A 17,921-nucleotide genomic window follows, 5' to 3' on the forward strand; every position below is an offset into this window, starting at 1 on the left:
TTAATCATTGCGCCAAATCTTATATCCGACCTCTCGCATTGCTCTGCCGAGCAGGTGGGAGGCGACTGGCGCAGTGAGAACGATAAACAACATCGTACCGATAACCCGAGAGATCACGGTAACTTCAGGGAGTGAGAAAGCGACCGCTAATAACAAGCAGCTCACTCCGACAGTTCCAGCTTTGGTCGCTGCATGCATTCGGGTATACAAATCAGGAAGCCTCAGGACACCTAGACTTGCAACCAAGGTCAACAATGTTCCTAAGCATAAAAATAGTCCAATCAACACGTCCATTATTCTTTCTCCTTTCTTTTAACGATCAAACGTGCAAATGCGATCGTGCCGAGAAATGCGACCAAACCTAATGTAATGGCGATGTCTAACAGAGCGTCCTCACCGCTGTCTAAGGTGTAAACCGTAATAAATCCGATAGTGATAAATGAAATCAGATCTAACGCCACAACTCGATCAGCTAGCGTTGGTCCTAGAATTAAACGAGCAAAAGCCATAACAAAGCTGAGTAGTAGCCCAGAATAGGCAAAAGTGACCGTTATTTGCAGCCAACTATCCACGCGTCACCTCCAAAATTCGATGCTCTAACCCATCTTTAATTCCGCGAATAACCTCTTCATGTTCAGGTGCAAACATGGCATGAACGATAAGATACTTTTTATCAGCCGTAACATCCAAACTAAGCGTGCCCGGTGTTAAAGAAACCATGTTCGCCAGTAATGTGATTTCTAGATCAGAATCGACCTCCAGAGGGACATAAACGATATCAGGCTGACTCAAATGAGTAGGTGTCACGACGTCCCACACCACTTTCGCAACCGATATAACCATTTCATAAGCGAAGTACACCAATAACTTCAATGCAGATGCAAAACGTTGAAAATAGCTCGTTTTCAATCCAAATGGTTGACTCAACCTTAAAGCAAAAAAACCGACCGTAAATCCGACAACAAAATTCAGACTCGAATAGCTGCCGTTAAGCATCATCCACGCTAACGCTAAGAAAAAATTGAGGAATAGATAGATCATGCATTTCCTCCTAACACCACTCTGATGTATTCAGTCGGATTTAACAGTTGTTCTGCAGCTTGAACGGAAAATTGATAAAAAGGCTCCGCCACTAAGCCAATGATTAGCGTCAACGTCGTCAATACAATAATTGGAACGCAGTACAACCAATGTACTTTGGCCTGCAGAGTCTGTTCTGGCTTCTCTCTAAATGGCTTTTTCCAAAATGCCTCACTCCAAATTTTCGTCATCGAGTAGACGGTAAGCAACCCCACCAATAACGCGGTACCTGCTAACCAGTAATATTCAGCCTGTATGCTCGACTTGATGACCAATAGCTTTCCCCAGAAACCCGATAGCGGTGGAAAACCGGCCAGAGAAAACGCAGGGACAAGAAACAAGAACGCCAACCAAGGCATAGCTTTGTATACCCCACCCAAATGTTCAAGTTGACTAGAGCCATATTTGCGCTCGATGAATCCACCTATTAAGAACAAATTCGCTTTTACAATGATGTGATGAACAATGTAGAAAATGGCACCGGCTAAAGCTAAGGGAGTGTATATAGCCAACCCCATGAGCATATAGCCTATTTGGCTAATAATATGAAAAGAAAGAATTTTCTTAATGTCGAATTGGCTAGCCGCTCCTAAAACGCCCGTTAACATGGTTAGCCCTGCGACCCAAATTAACGTCGGTTGCCAGCCACTCTCGGCGAGCGGAAATACTAAGGTGAAGACTCTTATCAACGCGTATACACCGACTTTAGTAAGCAACGCGGCAAACAGTGCCACCACACCGCTTGGCAACGTGTGATAAGAAGCGGGCAACCAAGCAAATAAAGGAAAGAGTGCCGCTTTAATAGAGAAGGCAAACAAAAACAGCGCGGACAGCATCATGTTGATGCTCAATTCATTTTCCCCTACTTTGGTGTAGAGATCGGCCAGGTTCAAGGTGCCCGTTGCGCCATACAACAAGCCGATAGCAAGCAAAAATACCAGCGTCGAAATCAGATTCAACATCACGTACTTTACTGCACCATCAACTTGAGTTTTCGTTGCATCTAACACCATTAAACCAAATGATGAAATGAGCATGACCTCAAACCAAACGTACAGATTAAAAATATCTCCAGTCAGGAAAGCGCCATAAACGCCAGCAAGCAACATGTGCATTAACGCATGGTAATTGCTATAGGAGGGCTTTCGGTGAAGGTCCGCCATCGCGTAGAAAACACATATCGCACCAATCACCGCCGTTATCATCACCATAGCAACGCTGAGGTAATCTGCGACAAACACGATACCAAATGGCGCACTCCACTGACCAAAAGCAACGGCTTGAATACCATTACTTATGATGTTTTCTGTGAGAAAGCCCGCAACGAAAAGGTTCGAAATCGCACTTACACCGCTCAACCACTCAACACTTTTTGTTGAGCGACGGACGAAGAAGATAATCAACGCCGTACTCAGCGAGAGAACTACCGGTAACGTAAGCAAAATCGAACTCATTGACCCTCCTCAGAACGTTGCATTTCATCGACGTTTGCAGTTCCAGTGTCTTTATAAGCTCGATAGAACAGCATTAAAGCAAAAATAAGTAGTCCAAAACCGATGACTATCGCAGTTAAGATAAGCGCTTGAGGTAAAGGATTTGCCGCGCTATCTGGTGGTAAAAGAGCATTATCGCCAATCAATGGCGGTTCTCCGGGCGTCAGCCTCCCAGCTGTAAAAATAGCAAGGTTAACCGCACTACTGAGTAACATGATGCCGAACAAAAGGCGCAAGATATGCTTTTCAAGCATTAAATAAACACCTGCTGCGACAAATACTCCAACGACAACACTCCAGACTATTTCCATCACTCTAGCTCCTCATTAATACGAAGCAGCATACCCATCACGCCACCTATAACGGCAAGGTAAACACCAACATCAAAAACCAATGGCGTCCCTAGTGGTATCACGTCTTTCCACCACAGTCCGGTCAAAAACGGTTTATCAAACGCAAAGCTCAAAGCACCAGAAACTAAGCTCAATGCGATGCCAGATAACGCAATGAGAAACGGTTTGAAATACAACCTAGAACGAACGTATTTCGGTGATTCCGCGAACATGAGAAGTGATAAACCAATAACGGCAATCAACGCACCAATAAAGCCACCCCCCGGTTCATTATGACCACGTAACAACAGATACACTGAAAATACGAGCATGAGTGCCGAAACGATGTGTGCCGTGGTTGCAAAAATTAATGATTGGATACGATTTTGCTTTTTCGCTCTTGTCTTAAGCAAACTCACTGCCGCAATCCCAGCAATAACAACGACGACAACTTCTCCCAATGTATCAAATGCGCGAAAGTCGACCAGAATAACGTTAACAATGTTTCGCCCATGTCCACCCGGGACACTGTTTTCTGCAAAGAAATCTGACACCGAAGAGTCCATCGGCTGAGACGTGATTCCTAACAAAAGTAAAGTAACCGAAACTCCTATCACACCTGCTATGCAAATATTCGCTACTTTACGTCTTATTGAATGCTTGGGCACGGTGGTTAGACGTGGCATATGACGCATTAACAATGCAAGAAAGACCACCATTAATGTTTCCACTAACAGTAAAGTCTTCGCAACGTCCGGGGCGCTATAAATCATAAAAACAAGCGTGGTCATGAAGCCAATCATACCAAGCGCAGAAATCGCAAGAAGTCTTGCGTGGGACAACGTACATACGAGCGCAGCACCAATCAACAATAAGGCAATACCAATCTCATAGAAAGTGACACTTGAAAGTTCGCCAACCAAAGGCAGAGGAATAAGCGCTACCTGACTCAGTAACGCAACGGCAAGTACCGTGAAAAATAATAGGACATAGCGACTCAATTTCTTTTGCTGTAACCGCGCCGTTTGCCACTTCGCCACTGTCATCATGCCATCTAATAGTCGTTCAAAAATATTCTCCGCTTTGGGGACGAATAGATGTAACCGCTGAAAAAATGCAGACACAGCTGGATAAACACGGTACACCACATACCCCAACGCTAGCGTAATAACGCTTAACACTAACGGTACATTCACGCCATGCCATAGTGATGTCTCTTTAAGAGCTGCTGTGGGCAGAATGTCAGCAGAGCCCGGAAAAATAATATTGCGATCTAACCAATTTAAACCGAATAACGGAACTAGGAGGCTGCCAACTGCCAAGAGCAAAGGCGAGATCCACATGGCTTTTTTTGTCTCAACTGGCTTAGTTTCAATCGGCACGAGATCACGGCGAGCAAAGAATGGTCTCGCAATAAGCATAATGGTTAGCGCGACCATCAGTATATTCACGATTAAAAGTACAAAGGCGATCCAGTTATTGAGCTCTACTGCGGACTTGTACATGTATTCTTTGCTCAAAAAGCCTAACAACGGCGGGAACCCCGCTTTAGACAATGCAGCCAAACTCCCCGCAACCATGCTGATGACGAGAACTGACTTCAGGCCGTACAATTGATCAATATCTCGTGTTCCTGTCGCTTTGTCGATATTACCCACCACCATAAACAGCGCAGCTTTATAGAAAGAGTGAGCGAGAATAAACATCAATACTGCACTAACGGCCAAATCTGTGCCCATACCTAGTAATAATGTTAATTTACCCAAAGCAACATTCGTGCTGTAGGCTAGCATCAGCTTCAAGTCAGTTTGTTTTAATGCGACAAATGTGCACCAAATGGCCGTGATACTCCCAGTGATGACTAAAGCATAAAACCAGATCTCGCTGTGGGCATAAACTGGCGATAAACGTGCTAATAGGTAAATGCCTGCCTTTACCATTGTTGCCGAGTGTAAATACGCACTGACCGGAGTGGGAGCTGCCATCGCGTTAGGTAGCCAAAAATGAAACGGGAATTGCGCAGATTTAGTAAATGCACCGAGTAGTATGAGCACTAGAGATGGGATAAACCATTCATGCTGCGCAATAGTGTCTGCCTGCTCGATAATGGTATTTAGCTCATAACTCCCTGCCATTGCTCCCAGCAAGATAAGACCAGCTAGCAACGCTAGTCCACCAGCACCAGTAACAATCAGCGACTGCAAGGCGTTTTTCCGAGACGTTTTATTTTCGTGATTAAACCCGATCAGTAAATAAGAAGTGATGGTGGTGAGTTCCCAGAAAACAAATAACAACAGAATGTTATCGCTCATCACAATCCCTAGCATGGCAAGCATGAATAGGGTTAGATACAAATGAAAGGAAAACCGGCTATCACTTTCTCGTAAATAAGCCAAAGCGTAGATTTGAATCAGTGCGCCAATCCCACTGATCAGTCCCGCAAAAAGAAATGAAAGACCATCTAATCTAAAGCTAAGGTTGATATCGAGGCTTGGTATCCATTCCGCATTCCAGCTCACGCCTGCAGGAGTATAGATATAAAAGAGAAAAGAGAAGATTAAAACTGGCAGCGCAGGGAAAATCAGTAAGACCAACTGATTATCTAGGTTTTTCGGCAGGTTTTCTTTACCCGTTATGTTATTCAACATCGCAGCCCATTCGTTATTATAAGAAGGTACGCGCTATTCGGCGCAAATGACAAACTCCACTGTATTGTTTTAGCCCAAGCGCTTCAAAAACGATCATGAAACCAAGGGAAAAGTAGCAAACAGTAATCACTGAGTGCTACTTAGAGGAACGCCGATACAAACCGCTATTTGCTGTCTGCTACGGCATAAGAACGTAGGTCACTACTTACATATTCTTGGCTGAATGTATATGGATTATCGTCATCAGCTAACTCGAATGCATCGTAGGTGCAGTCACCGATATCATTTCTCGGACAAACATAAACATTCGAACGTTCTATCATTTCTGTGTGGCATTTCGGGCATAGGTTTTTCATGTCACTCTCCTCTGATAACTTATTGATACATTGATAATTCCATGTTCTAGAGATCCATCTCCCTCCTTTACCTAAAACATCACTTAAACCCAACTTTGTTACACCCCAATTACTGAATCGGTGAGACAAAACCATCGGGCTTAAGAGCGACCAAACTGCAGTTAATCGATTGCAAAATATTTTCAGCCGTATTACCAATGACATAACCAGATATACCAGTCCTCGCTAAGGTACCCATGACCAACACGTCTACCTCAATACTTTCTACGTAATCTGGAATCTTTTCGTCGGGTTTTCCATGCAGGTGGTGAATCACAATTTCACCTGTAATCCCAGACTCCTCCAACAGCTGTTGCAGAGCTTGTTTATGATCGGCTTTTGCCTTATCGAGTTCATGTTTCAACTCAGCATCATCGACTTGAATCCAAGCGTTACCATTAAGGTAGTTTTCTAAGTAATACTCCCAGCAAGAAATCACGTGTAAACGACTATCGCAGGTGTCGGCTATCGAACGCGATAATTCGAGTAAACGCACGGCTAATGAGTGCTGTTCATCGCTTGCCGTTAATGGGTCGATAGCCACAGCAACACGGCGCTTATCTCTTGGCTTATCAATTGGTCGGTGCAACCAAAGCGGACAAGGGCATTTTCGTAACAGAGTCATATCAATAGCTTTGAAACCCTCAGCACCTTCACCGAGCGGTTCAGCTTCTTTGATGATGAGATCTTTGTTATCAGCTAATGCTTCTTGAATAATACAGACAGCGGGCTTTTCACTGCTTTTCACAGTAAGAGGAAATGCGAGATCCTCTTCAGTGAGTCCCAGCTTCTGTCTGTATTCGTGAATACTTTGTTTGAGGGAGTCTTGCAGCGATTGCTCATAACTTTGCTGATACTGGATCATGTCTGTTGGGAAATCAGGACACGCTATTAGCCCTGAGACAGGCACTTTGTTGCTAGATGCAATCCTCATCGCTTGTTCGAGGGCGTCACTATGGCCTGGCAATCCTTGTGTTGCAAAAAGTATGTTTGCGAATCGTTTCATACACACCTCCTTGTTTGGTTAAATATTAACCATCCACAAAGTATAATACCTAACGGATAATTGTAACGGCTTGTGACGTTGATGAAATCAATTCTCATTAAGAGACGGATATTGCTTCATTTTGTTTTACGTCACACTCTCCTTTCTTCACAACTATCGCCTTCGACCTAAATAAATTCCGCTACCTAAAATTGAGACCAAATAAAAACCCAAATTACTCAAAGTTTTTTCTCACCTTGAGTAACTTGGGTATAAGCAATAACACACTTAGTGTCCGGATTTAAATGGATGACCTAAACTTTCACGCAACTTAGTTTAAAGATGCCATCTCAATCACGAATCGATATGCAAAGTTTTACGGCTTTAGTGACCTAAAATCGCCGTAACTCAATGTTAAGGTTGTTGTTTTGTCGGTGCCAAAGCAATTTCACGAACACATACACCTTGCGGTTGCTGATAAGCAAACAGCACTGCTCGTGCAATGTCGTCTGCTGCCAACACGCCGCCCATATCCACCTTCCAGGCGTCATAACCATCTTTAATATCTTGAGACGTTGTATGTGAAAGTAATTCCGTTTCCACTGCACCAGGTGCAATCGTCGTAACGCGAACATTCGATGACGCAACTTCTTCACGTACGTTTTCAGAAATAGCATGAACCGCAAATTTGGTACCGCAATAAGCAGCATGATCAGGGAATGTTTTCTTGCCCGCGATAGAGCTGATGTTAATGATCGTACCACTGTTACGTGCTTTCATAGGTGCTAGGACGGACTGCATGCCATTGAGCAAACCAATTACGTTCACATCAAACATGCGCTTCCACTCCGATGCTTCCTGAGTATCTATCTGACCGAGAAGCATAACGCCTGCGTTATTTACAAGTGCATCTACCGGACCATACAACGCTTCAGCTTTCTCTATTGCAGCCTCGAAAGAAGCTTTGTCGGTCACATCTACCTTTTCACAAAGCGTATTTGGTAAGTTTAATGCTTCCAAACGTTCTACACGTCTTGCTAACAAAAGAAGAGCATGGCCCTGGTCACTGAAGTGACGTGCAATCGCTTCACCAATGCCTGAACTAGCGCCTGTAATAACAATTAACTTTTTCATTTTGAATCCTTAATCGAACGGTTTACATCAGTGGCGGTAAGTTTAAGAAAACTTTGTTTGTTGATATATACCGACCTAGTTGAAACACTGTTGTTATACTGCAACAATACTTTTTTGAATTATGAAGAAGTCATCATGCAAACACACATCAACCTTGCGGATATTCGCTCTTTCGTCCTAATCGCTCAACTAGGAAACTTCACGAAAGCAGCAGAGCAACTTGGCGTTTCTCGCTCACACGTTTCACGTCAAATAACAAATCTGGAGCAACAGATTGGTGTCACTTTGCTACAAAGGACCACTCGAACACTGAACCTCACCGAAGCAGGCAAGGTTCTGTATAAACAGTGTGAAACTGCCCTTCACAATATTGATCAAGCTGTTATGGCAGTGGTTGATGATGTAGAAGACTTAAGAGGTGACATTCGTATCAACTGTGTGGGGGGCTATTTAGGAGAAGACGTTGTCGCAGATATCGTTGCTCAGTTTCTAATCCAACACCCACAAGTGAGCATTAACTTAGATTTTAGCAGCCATCGTGTCGATTTAATCGCGGATGAATTCGATATCGCTTTTCGAATGGGAAAGTTAGACGACTCCAACTTTATCGCTCGCAAACTGATCGATGTGGAAATGGGGACATACGCAAGCCCAAACTATTTAGAAACATATGGCTATCCTTCACATCCAAAGGACTTAGAAAAACACGTTTGTTTGACAGGTAGTGTGACACGGTGGGCATTTGAGAACACGAATACAAAGCAGTCAACTGAACACCAGATACGTGGACAGTTACGATGTAAGAGCGGCAGAGTAATAATAAAAGCAGCCTTGGCGGGAAATGGCATCATCCGTGTGCCAACACTTTATTGCCAACAAGAACTCCAGACAGGCAAGCTAAAAGAAGTGTTTACCGACTGGAGCATTCCGAGTGTGGAATTTTCACTCCTTTATCATCACGACCGACATCAACCAAAACGCATCCGAGCCTTTGTTGATTTTACCACGCAATACTTTCGCAAACTGCAGAGTAAAGACAAGTAACCTGCATGTTGGTACCTGTCTATGTATGTTTTATAGGCTGAGCCTGCGAACCTGGGGTTTGTTCTAGAAAGAGTGTGAGCATTTTGACGCTTAAGGCTTGGTTTTCATAAACGTCAGAGGTGTTTGTCCAGTTTGCTTTTTGAAAAATGCAATAAAAGCACTGTCTGACGAAAACTCCAGCCAATCGGCAGCTGCGCTGACTGGCATGCCCGTTGATAACAATTCAACTGCCTTTAAAAGCCTCCACTGTTGCCGCCAGTCTTGATAATTCATTCCCGTTTCCGACTTAAATAATCGTGTTACCGTCTTGGTGCTTGCCCCAACTTTGCTTGCAAGAGCAGTAAGCGAAGGAGCTAGAAATGAAGGTTCAACCAACTCTCGACGAAACGTTGTTAAGCGCCGATGCGATGGCAAAGGCAACTGAAACGAATAACGTTTCGCAGCATAAAACTCCTCCCAAAAAAGCGCCGTCGTATTTACCATCTCGCTGCTAGGCTTATCCCACTCCCAAAATGACATTTTATCAATAAGAGCTTGGAGTAAATTATTCACTTCTATCATCGTGATCTTACTCGGACAGGCAAACTCCTCACAATCAAAATACAAAGATCGGTACGCCACCACATTCGTCATTAGTGCGCGATGCGGCGTATTAGGTGGGATCCAAACCGCCTTTGTCGGTGGCAAAATACAAATCGAGTCTTCCAGAGCAAAACTCATACAACCTTGAGGTGCGTACAATAACTGCCCTTTCTTGTGCATATGCATACCTGAGTCGTGCTTGCCAATATCCGCAGCAATTCCCACTACACAAGTAGAAATTTTGTCTGCATCAAATTGTGTTTTTTCGTTAATAAGCGCCATTTTGTCCGAATATTGATGTATTTGGTTTTTATGTTGTTATTAGATCAATCATAGCCTCATTTATACTGCCCGCCAACTTCATTAACGATGGGTAACAATATGAATACTAAGCCCTCTTTATGGCTCATGCTGGTTATGTTGATGTTTCCGCAAATTGTAGAAACTATTTATAGCCCAGCGCTGAGCTCAATCGCTCTTTCATTTGATGTAAACCACGCACAAGCAGCCCAAACATTGTCGATTTACTTCCTAGCTTTTGCCATTGGCGTTGTAGTTTGGGGAGTTCTCGCAGATAAACTGGGAAGAAGGCCCACCATGCTTATTGGGCTCTTTATCTATGGTTGCGCATCTTTACTCGCAACTCAAACCGAAAGCTTTGCTGTTGTCATGGCCGCGCGAGCCCTAAGCGCATTTGGTATCGCGGTAGGATCCGTTGTCACACAGACCATGCTTCGTGACGCGTTTGACGGTCAAGAACTGAGTAAAGTCTTTAGCTTAATGGGGATGGGTATATCAATCAGCCCGGTAGTTGGCATGCTATTAGGCGGGCAGCTTACAGCGCTTGGTGGATACCGTTATGTGTTTTTTGCCTTGTTTTTAATCGCGTTAGTATTGCTCGCTTATAACGTTATTAAGCTTCCTGAAACACAGAAGGAACAGACACCAGTACGGTTGCATCAACTTAGCTGGGAAATGGTAAGAGACGCGCGAATTTGGCGCTCAGGATTATTGGTTGCTTTGTATAACATTGCTCTATTTTCTTATTACCAGCTTGGCGCATTTACTTTCTCAGCACTTGGGTATAACTCCGAACAATTTGGATACAGTGGCATGGTACTGGGGTTAGGCACTCTGCTTGGGAGTTATTTAAACAAATCCCTAGTGTCTAAAAATGTTCGAAAAAGCCAACTACTTTGGCTCTCAGCAGTATTGCTTAGTTTGGGATCAGTCGGTGTGTTGATTCTGAGCCAATCAATCTGGTTTGTTGCTCCAATGGTGTTAGTCGTCATGTCTTATGGGATTGCGATACCCAATATACTCAGTGACGCACTCGTTGATTATAAACAACAGGTAGGTAGCGCAGGCGCTTTATTTGGGCTCATGTACTACATCATGATCGGGACGGGATTAGCGATGGCTGGAACAGCACAAAACTTAGGTGTCGTTCTATTAGCATGTAGCTGTTTAGCGATTTTATTAGCGTTTTCTAAAAGGCAAGTTCATACCAACTTGTGACCAGATACTACGCATTGCTTGCCTAATCTTCCGAAGATTGGTCTACATCTTTTCTAACGGTTAACTAAAACGTAAATAAAAAGCGCCTTTCGGCGCTTTTTTATAAATGTGTCATAAGGGCTAGGCGATTGTAAAGTAAAAAATTTGACTATTTTTCAATGAAAGTACTAGGCTTATCTTTAAAAAAAAACTATGTACCTCCCTCTATCTCGAGTGATATTGTCAATTAATACTAATTTTATTCCATGAATTTTCAAGATAAAGAATGTGATTCAACTTGTAATTAACATCATAAACAAAATAATAATATTTATATTTACCACGATGCCCTTTTATATCAAATTTAACAACAGGGCTAGAGTTTATAAAATCATCCAAGGAGTAATACATGATATTTGCATAATAATCATTTAATTTATACTTTTCTATTTCCAATCCACTACCATTATCAAAGACAGACAGCTTATCTTCAGAGAATATAAAATTATTTTCTTTATCACTTACTTTATCAATAATATTAGAGTAGTTATCCAATGCATCAACTATGTCAATGAAAAGACCACAAACTGCATTTCTATTTAGTATGCCATTCATTGGGTTTCGGCTATTATTATAAATGCAGTTTATTTTATCAACTTGACGCTCACTAAAAGTAAATATAGCATTGACACCATTTACATTGGTTAGTTCTAATGCAGGTTGACCGTTAAACTTAATAAGATCAACACTCCTTGAATAGCCATTTTTCAGAATATCATTGTATGGTTTATCTAAAATCAATAGGTCACCATCGTCTTCTTTATAAACTGTGCTCGCATGAGCACAACCATAAATAGCTATGGAAAGCACAAATAGAAATAATTTTTTCATATCGAATCACCTAATATACTTTCAAATTCTTTTGCATAAGAAGCTATCAAATCTGCTTGATCTGAACCATTAATTATCTTTCTAGAATTTATGTAATCTGTATTTTTACCAATGTAGTCATCTAAGCTCTTACCAGTAAAAATACCTTCTTCCATCCCCCACAACATTATCATAAAAGAGTTGTGAAGCGTCATTGCCAAATCGGGAGAGTTAACAAAGTCAATGCCAAATTTATCCTTAGCTCTTTGATAATTATTTTTCCATGTTAAATGTACATATCCTCTTCCTCGATACTTAAATCCATCACCTTCTTTTAAATTACCATTTAGTTTTGCCCTTTCTCGATACTCATCTGTATCCGCCAAAACGGGATCATATTTATTAAAGTAGTCTTTGCTTCCTATTTCGGGTTTTAAGCTAAAATATTCACCACTTAAAAAGTGGTAGGCTTCATGTTGCGCCGTAGCCAACATATACGCCACTTTTCTAACATCAAACTTGTATTCATTACTAGATTCAGAATAGTATTCGTTTATAACTTTTAACAAATTCCTCAAGTTTCCCTCTGACCGAGAGCCGAAAATAAATGGTTGACGTAGCTTAGGAAACCTAAGCTTATACTGTGTTATAAAATATTCAATATCGATACTAAAACCGTAACTATGAGGCGTAAAAGGCCAATAATGCCAAAGGCTCTTATCATCGCTTAGTTGCAAATCACCTTGTAAATCTTGCATCCATGAGAACTTATCTGCTCTTTCCAGTTCGAATTGCGAGAAAAGATCAAAGCTATCCATCACTTGATCGCGCCATGGGGAGTTACGGTAGTCCTCTATAGTCACAAAACCAGCGGAGCACTTAATATCTAGAGCTTCCTTTGCGGTCTGATGGATTGATTCATAAAGACTTTGTGACGACTCTGTATGCCAATCTGTAGGATGTTTCACAATAAATCGCTCAAAGTGTTTACGCTTACCGTCTAAGTATACTTTGGCATCGCGAGCAGTGAACGAGGAGAAGTCCGTTACTTGATCTTCTGTCACAGATTCAAGTAATTGCTGAATAAACGAATTACTCATATCAACGGCACCGCTACTATCGGCCCCATCGAGAACAACAAGTGGATTTTCTTCCGCATTTTTGGGAGAAATCTGTTTTTTGAAAAATTCGGGCGGCTCCTCAAAAGAGAACATCTCGATATGCACACGATTATCTTCTTTCTTAGTTCCAATTGCATCGTTACTGTACTCATGCAGTCCCATGTAACCGATACCTTCCCCAGCTGAAACCTTTATCCCCTCTCTAAATAGGAGTGGGAGTAAAGAAACCACACTACCGTCCCTAATCATTGCCGCCTTGTCCGACATCCATTTAGGTTCTGAAACTGGTTCTGATAGGACAGCAGAGGAATCTTCTAAAATGTCAAAGTCACTATTGAGACCCGAAGCAAACCAAACAATCTTGTTTAACAGTGCTTTTTCGCTACCACTTGCCGATTTACCATTCTCTACCACACGGCACTTTATCATTTTGTAGGTATTTTTGTCGATCTGGTATGGATGGGTCTCCTTCTCTTCTGCATACAGGTATTCAAGTAATGTTCCTTTAGACATCGACTGTTTTTTTTCACCAGAATTAGTAGGCACATCACTATGTTTGAAAGTGCGTACATTTCTCGCTTCTTGTAAACGGTAACGCGTGGTTATAGATGAATTGGCGCCAATATCTGAAGGTGGCGCAAGGTGCATATAAAGTGTATAGAATTTAAATACATCTTCACTATCTTCGGGGTTTACAGCCTCATGCTCGATAAGCACAAAGTTATTACTATACTTAAACTCTTGCTCTTGGTACGTTGATGTTAGGTAATCAGGATTTATGCGAAATGCCACTATTTTTCCATCAATCATCGCTTGAATAGGTCTGAGCCCTTTCCCCCACGGTAACATTTTTGATGTTAAGTGAATGCCACTATGCCAACCGTACCCTTGTCCTATTAAATAACGACCGCTCTTAGCTTGATCAAACAATTTCGTAAAATCACTGAGCGTGTAGTAAGCGTCACCTTCTCGTTGCGCTATCGGAAAAACTGCATCCATGATTTAAATGTCCTAGTCAGAAAAGTTATCGTCAAAAGTGACAAATGATGGGCGGTTCAAGTTGTTTGACTTCGTGTACACCACCGCATTAACCCTACCTAAATTAGTAGCAAAGCTAGATTGGCTCGCTATGTTAACGGTACTCCCAAGGGCCATTGCCGATATAGAAATTAGGGTGTCATTTTTGGTTTCGAAAATTTGGCTAATGACGTCAGGAAGTGCTTGTTTGAAGTGGTTAAGTGCTTTTTTATAACCGTTTATACCCTCTTCAACAGAACTCAACGATCTTGCAGAAGCTTGGCTTTGTATGAAATCTAAACGACCGATGATTTCACTGTTTAGCTCATCGATGTATGAACAGATTTGATTGTTTATCAACGTCCATAAAACAAACTGCAAATACTTCACAGTATTCCCAGTCCCTAAAAAGCGAAGCTTCGCTAATAATTCATAGGGAGGCTCAAACACATCAGCTTGATATAAGACTCTCAATATATCGCCATTTTCGTGCACTTGCTCCAAGAGCAGTTCAACTAAAGGTTCATATTTCTCTAGCGCAGTAGTATCAGTTTGGATGTGATAAAGTGCCGAAACATAAGCATCAGAAAAGTCTTTAGAGTGATTTTGACTAATCGCATAAGGAGACGATATACGGCTTTGCTCTAACACAATGTCTTTAAAGTCATCATCACTGAAGGATGGGGACATCAATATCCCCCAGTCATTAGCAACCCCAACACGATCTTCCCAAAATGGTGAGCGGCGACCTGCGACAAACGTACAAAAATCATTCGGATCAGGGTAAGTTTCCGTCACAATATTTTCAGCTAAAGATTGGTTCGGGGTGTAAGAGTCTTGAGTTTCACTGAGCACTAACTTGCATTCTTTTAGAGCGAGACCATTAACAGATGCTTTTCCGCTAGAATCCAGCACTCCACTCCCAATGACAGCACCTGAAGGTTCGACTAAAGAAAATTGTGCATTAGAGTAAGGGAGCCCATTTGGATATTTGCATTCTATATCCAGCGTATACGTCCCTTCCTGCTCTTCACTCACAGAAACCGATGGGTTTTGTGCGCCGCCAAGACACACAGTGTTGGCTTTGTTCATGGTCATTTGATCGGACAGGCGACATACGCCCTTACCTTCAAACTTAACCGTTGGTGAAGCTGAAATGAATTTTGCTTCGGCTTCTATCGTGCCTGAGGAAACACCTTTTCTGTCACCGCCCGCATCGCCGGTACTTTTTGAGAACGTACTGCCCTTGATAGCGACACTGTTACCGCCATCCATAGAGACTGTCGTAGTCCCACCAGCAAGGTCTGCTGATTTAGCATTGTTGCCATAAGGGATAGGGACGACTGGCTTGCCGACCTTAGTTAAACAAACATCTGGGAGCGTTGCATTCGCTTCACCACCTGAGCCTTTATGAACTATCGAAAGTCCATTCGCACCAACTGTTACGCCCATAACCAATCCATTTGAATTTTATTGATTGAATGATAAAAGAGATCGCACATTGCAATCTCTCTAAATGACTAGTGAGTTTCACTAAAAGACCAGTGATATTCACAGCAAACCTTAAAACTGGCAGAAGATCTCATTTTTAGATTTCTGGTTATCTATACACTTCAAGCAGTTGCTGGAATTTTAAGTCTATGACGATGTAGGTTGCCGCATACATAAGCGCAAACGTCATCGCACTAAGACTTAAGATCAGCTTGGGTGAAATTACCCTTTTTAACGGCTTCTTTAGATATTTAGCTTTAAGGTTGATTAAAGAAACTTTTTCTTGTTCTGCTAGGCGGTCATCTCGCACTAATCGATAAATGGTGCTGCCAATTTCCGCTAACTTTTCGTTGCCACGCTCTTCACGGCCGTACTTGCCTTGGAAACCAAGTTGAAGCAATAAATAGAGAAACTCTATAACGTGACGGTATTTGCGAGGGTCGGCTTTTAAGCGGTCGAGAATAACGAAAAACTTGTCACCACCAGATGTTTCGTTGTGGAATTCAGACAGTAAGCTGTTCTGGCTCCAGTGACTATTTGCCCCCCACTCTTGTCGACAAACAGATTCATCAATCGCCGCACACAAGCAGTAACGAATAACAAGAACCGAAGCACGATCGAGCTCCATTTCATTAAGTTTTCGTTCACCTTTTCGAATCTCACGTGCCACTTGTTCACGAAATGGCATCGGGTCATCAAGCCAAGGGATCGAAGACATACAAGACAGACTGGCGATCAACCATGAGAACTGGTCCACTAGCGGGTTAATACCCATGTTGTCGATAGATAGATCTTGTACTGCGATGTTTCTCGACAAGTCAGGCGCTGGCATTACCTCCATTGGTTTGCCAGGCTCTGGTTGGAATAAGACTACGGTGACGTCGGTTTCTGCGTAACTCATAGACGAACGGCCCAAAGTTGCAATGATAAGTTAGCGAAATCGCCCGCAACGTGAATCGCAATCGCAGCAGTGTTCTTCAATGCCATCCACTCTTCGCCCGTTTTATCGAGCTCGAAATAGGTGTAACCAGCGTGATACGGCAGCGCGCGTGGCACAACTGGCATTGGTTTGATCTCAATCCCAGGCAGTTGAAGGTTAATCAAGTCACGTATGTTATCGATAGAACCGATCTTCGTTTGGCTGACAAACTGGGTATGCAGAACATCCAAGGTCACGTCGGCTTTAACTGCGAGGATAAAGGTTGTCGTATCAATGATCTTATTGTCAGGGATTGCTGCCGTTCTGATGCCATAGTTCTGATCTTTTAAGGTTAGTGGAATTGCTCTTTGCTCAGACATCACGCTCAATGTCATTTTCGCACTGTCTAGGACGCGAGAAAGACAGCTAGTAAGATCACCATGATTGTACTTCGTAAACTCAATAGGTCGGCGTGTCGTTGAGCACAGCGTCGAAAGCTCACCCTCTGCCTGAAGAAGAATTCGATACAAAGACTCAGGATGCACAGCTTCTGTGCTTGCGAAATGCCAAAACAAGGGTTCGTATCTGTTGAGCGCTTGCAATAGCATAAAGTCAGAAACCGATGATACGCCTTGTTGATCCACCACCCCTAATCGCTGAACTATCGATTCCGCGCGATGCTTCAACATAGAAGCAAACTCGGTCGCAAATTTACTCAGTACTGTCGACGCATGAATATCGATACAGGTAGGAATGAAACTATCATCTAAGATCACGCTGCCATCAGGCTTCACTTCTGAGATCTTTAAGATCGGAATAGACGTGTAAGCACTCTTATCTTCATGATCGTACATTAAGCAAAAGTTAAGCTTACCGACGACGATATTTGCCATGTCTTCCGAATCATAACAAGCGTCAACCGCTTCTTGAGATTCCATCGTATAGCGCGCACCGTCTTTTTTGGTACCAAACAACTCAGAACGTTCCGATGGTAACGGACAGCACAAATAAACGACTTTATCGGCAATCGAAGGATCTACATCTTTCACTTCAGGCAGCTCGGCAAGCAACGGAAGCTCAAATGGTGTCCGGTCTTGTAAAATACCTTCAGCACGAGTAATACCGATTTTACCCAGTGCTAGTAACTGAGAGTTGATTTCTAAACGTTTAATTCCCCAATGCAAAGGCGACGCATTGGCGCTCAGCATGCTCGAAAGTTTACTTTGTGAACGATCGAGTTGTTGAAAATGCTGCGGCTTCATGAACATTCCATCTTGCCAAACAACTGGATTGTATAAAGACATGTTTCTATC

Annotated in this window: 16 protein-coding genes and 1 pseudogene; 2 read left to right on the top strand and 15 right to left on the bottom strand. The window is 42.6% G+C overall.

Features of this window, described 5'->3' with window-relative positions; all coding sequences use genetic code 11:
• The 9 genes from mnhG to R7E47_RS04485 all read right to left on the bottom strand — a co-directional run bounded on the left by mnhG (position 1) and on the right by R7E47_RS04485 (position 8,067).
• Positions 1-294 (bottom strand): monovalent cation/H(+) antiporter subunit G, encoded by a 294-nt coding sequence (gene mnhG, locus R7E47_RS04445; RefSeq protein WP_005373314.1) that lies wholly within the window; start codon positions 292-294, stop codon positions 1-3.
• Positions 294-572: a cation:proton antiporter gene (locus tag R7E47_RS04450; RefSeq protein ID WP_005373317.1), complete on the bottom strand. Its 279-nt coding sequence runs from the start codon at positions 570-572 to the stop codon at positions 294-296. The genes mnhG and R7E47_RS04450 overlap by 1 nt, the downstream gene beginning before the upstream one ends.
• Positions 565-1,041, bottom strand: coding sequence for a Na+/H+ antiporter subunit E (locus R7E47_RS04455; RefSeq protein ID WP_005373320.1), 477 nt, complete (start codon positions 1,039-1,041; stop codon positions 565-567). The genes R7E47_RS04450 and R7E47_RS04455 overlap by 8 nt, the downstream gene beginning before the upstream one ends.
• Complete coding sequence (locus R7E47_RS04460; protein WP_053307577.1) at positions 1,038-2,534, bottom strand: Na+/H+ antiporter subunit D; 1,497 nt, start codon at positions 2,532-2,534, stop codon at positions 1,038-1,040. Before R7E47_RS04460 ends, R7E47_RS04455 begins: the two co-directional genes overlap by 4 nt.
• Positions 2,531-2,884, bottom strand: a complete 354-nt coding sequence (locus R7E47_RS04465) for a Na+/H+ antiporter subunit C (protein WP_017633704.1) — start codon at positions 2,882-2,884, stop codon at positions 2,531-2,533. Before R7E47_RS04465 ends, R7E47_RS04460 begins: the two co-directional genes overlap by 4 nt.
• A complete protein-coding gene (gene mbhE / locus R7E47_RS04470) occupies positions 2,884-5,553 on the bottom strand; it encodes a hydrogen gas-evolving membrane-bound hydrogenase subunit E (RefSeq protein WP_155484638.1) in 2,670 nt (889 codons plus the stop codon). The genes R7E47_RS04465 and mbhE overlap by 1 nt, the downstream gene beginning before the upstream one ends.
• A gap of 164 nt (positions 5,554-5,717) precedes the next feature.
• Entirely contained in the window at positions 5,718-5,909 is a 192-nt protein-coding gene (locus R7E47_RS04475; protein ID WP_082245536.1) for a hypothetical protein, read from the bottom strand.
• A gap of 109 nt (positions 5,910-6,018) precedes the next feature.
• A complete protein-coding gene (locus tag R7E47_RS04480) occupies positions 6,019-6,954 on the bottom strand; it encodes a universal stress protein (RefSeq protein ID WP_054574676.1) in 936 nt (311 codons plus the stop codon).
• Positions 6,955-7,347: 393 nt separating this feature from the next.
• The gene (locus R7E47_RS04485; RefSeq protein WP_053307575.1) at positions 7,348-8,067 is read right to left on the bottom strand and encodes an SDR family oxidoreductase; all 720 of its coding nucleotides are present in this window, start codon (positions 8,065-8,067) and stop codon (positions 7,348-7,350) included.
• 135 nt (positions 8,068-8,202) lie between these two features.
• On the opposite strand from R7E47_RS04485, the gene R7E47_RS04490 reads away from it, so the two are divergent.
• Positions 8,203-9,111: a LysR family transcriptional regulator gene (locus R7E47_RS04490; protein WP_318083858.1), complete on the top strand. Its 909-nt coding sequence runs from the start codon at positions 8,203-8,205 to the stop codon at positions 9,109-9,111.
• Between the two features lie 90 nt (positions 9,112-9,201).
• On the opposite strand, the gene R7E47_RS04495 is transcribed toward R7E47_RS04490, so the two are convergent.
• Positions 9,202-9,975: an AraC family transcriptional regulator gene (locus R7E47_RS04495; RefSeq protein WP_132937156.1), complete on the bottom strand. Its 774-nt coding sequence runs from the start codon at positions 9,973-9,975 to the stop codon at positions 9,202-9,204.
• Between the two features lie 99 nt (positions 9,976-10,074).
• On the opposite strand from R7E47_RS04495, the gene R7E47_RS04500 reads away from it, so the two are divergent.
• Positions 10,075-11,211: a multidrug effflux MFS transporter gene (locus tag R7E47_RS04500; RefSeq protein ID WP_053307573.1), complete on the top strand. Its 1,137-nt coding sequence runs from the start codon at positions 10,075-10,077 to the stop codon at positions 11,209-11,211.
• A gap of 222 nt (positions 11,212-11,433) precedes the next feature.
• Here R7E47_RS04500 and R7E47_RS04505 read toward each other — a convergent pair whose 3' ends face one another.
• From R7E47_RS04505 to tssK, 5 genes and pseudogenes are all read right to left on the bottom strand, one after another.
• Positions 11,434-12,081, bottom strand: coding sequence for a hypothetical protein (locus R7E47_RS04505; RefSeq protein ID WP_213871394.1), 648 nt, complete (start codon positions 12,079-12,081; stop codon positions 11,434-11,436).
• On the bottom strand, positions 12,078-14,180 hold the full coding sequence (locus R7E47_RS04510) for a hypothetical protein (RefSeq protein WP_318083860.1): 2,103 nt from the start codon (positions 14,178-14,180) through the stop codon (positions 12,078-12,080). Before R7E47_RS04510 ends, R7E47_RS04505 begins: the two co-directional genes overlap by 4 nt.
• A gap of 902 nt (positions 14,181-15,082) precedes the next feature.
• Positions 15,083-15,650 (bottom strand): annotated as a pseudogene (locus R7E47_RS25495) (DUF4150 domain-containing protein); the annotation flags it as partial.
• Between the two features lie 148 nt (positions 15,651-15,798).
• The gene (gene icmH / locus R7E47_RS04520) at positions 15,799-16,590 is read right to left on the bottom strand and encodes a type IVB secretion system protein IcmH/DotU (protein WP_025767903.1); all 792 of its coding nucleotides are present in this window, start codon (positions 16,588-16,590) and stop codon (positions 15,799-15,801) included.
• Positions 16,587-17,912: a type VI secretion system baseplate subunit TssK gene (gene tssK / locus R7E47_RS04525; RefSeq protein ID WP_154204268.1), complete on the bottom strand. Its 1,326-nt coding sequence runs from the start codon at positions 17,910-17,912 to the stop codon at positions 16,587-16,589. Before tssK ends, icmH begins: the two co-directional genes overlap by 4 nt.
• Between the last annotated feature and the right edge of the window lie 9 nt (positions 17,913-17,921).

The organism is Vibrio sp. Vb1026, assembly GCF_033338745.1.
GTDB classification, from domain to species: Bacteria; Pseudomonadota; Gammaproteobacteria; order Enterobacterales; family Vibrionaceae; genus Vibrio; species Vibrio alginolyticus.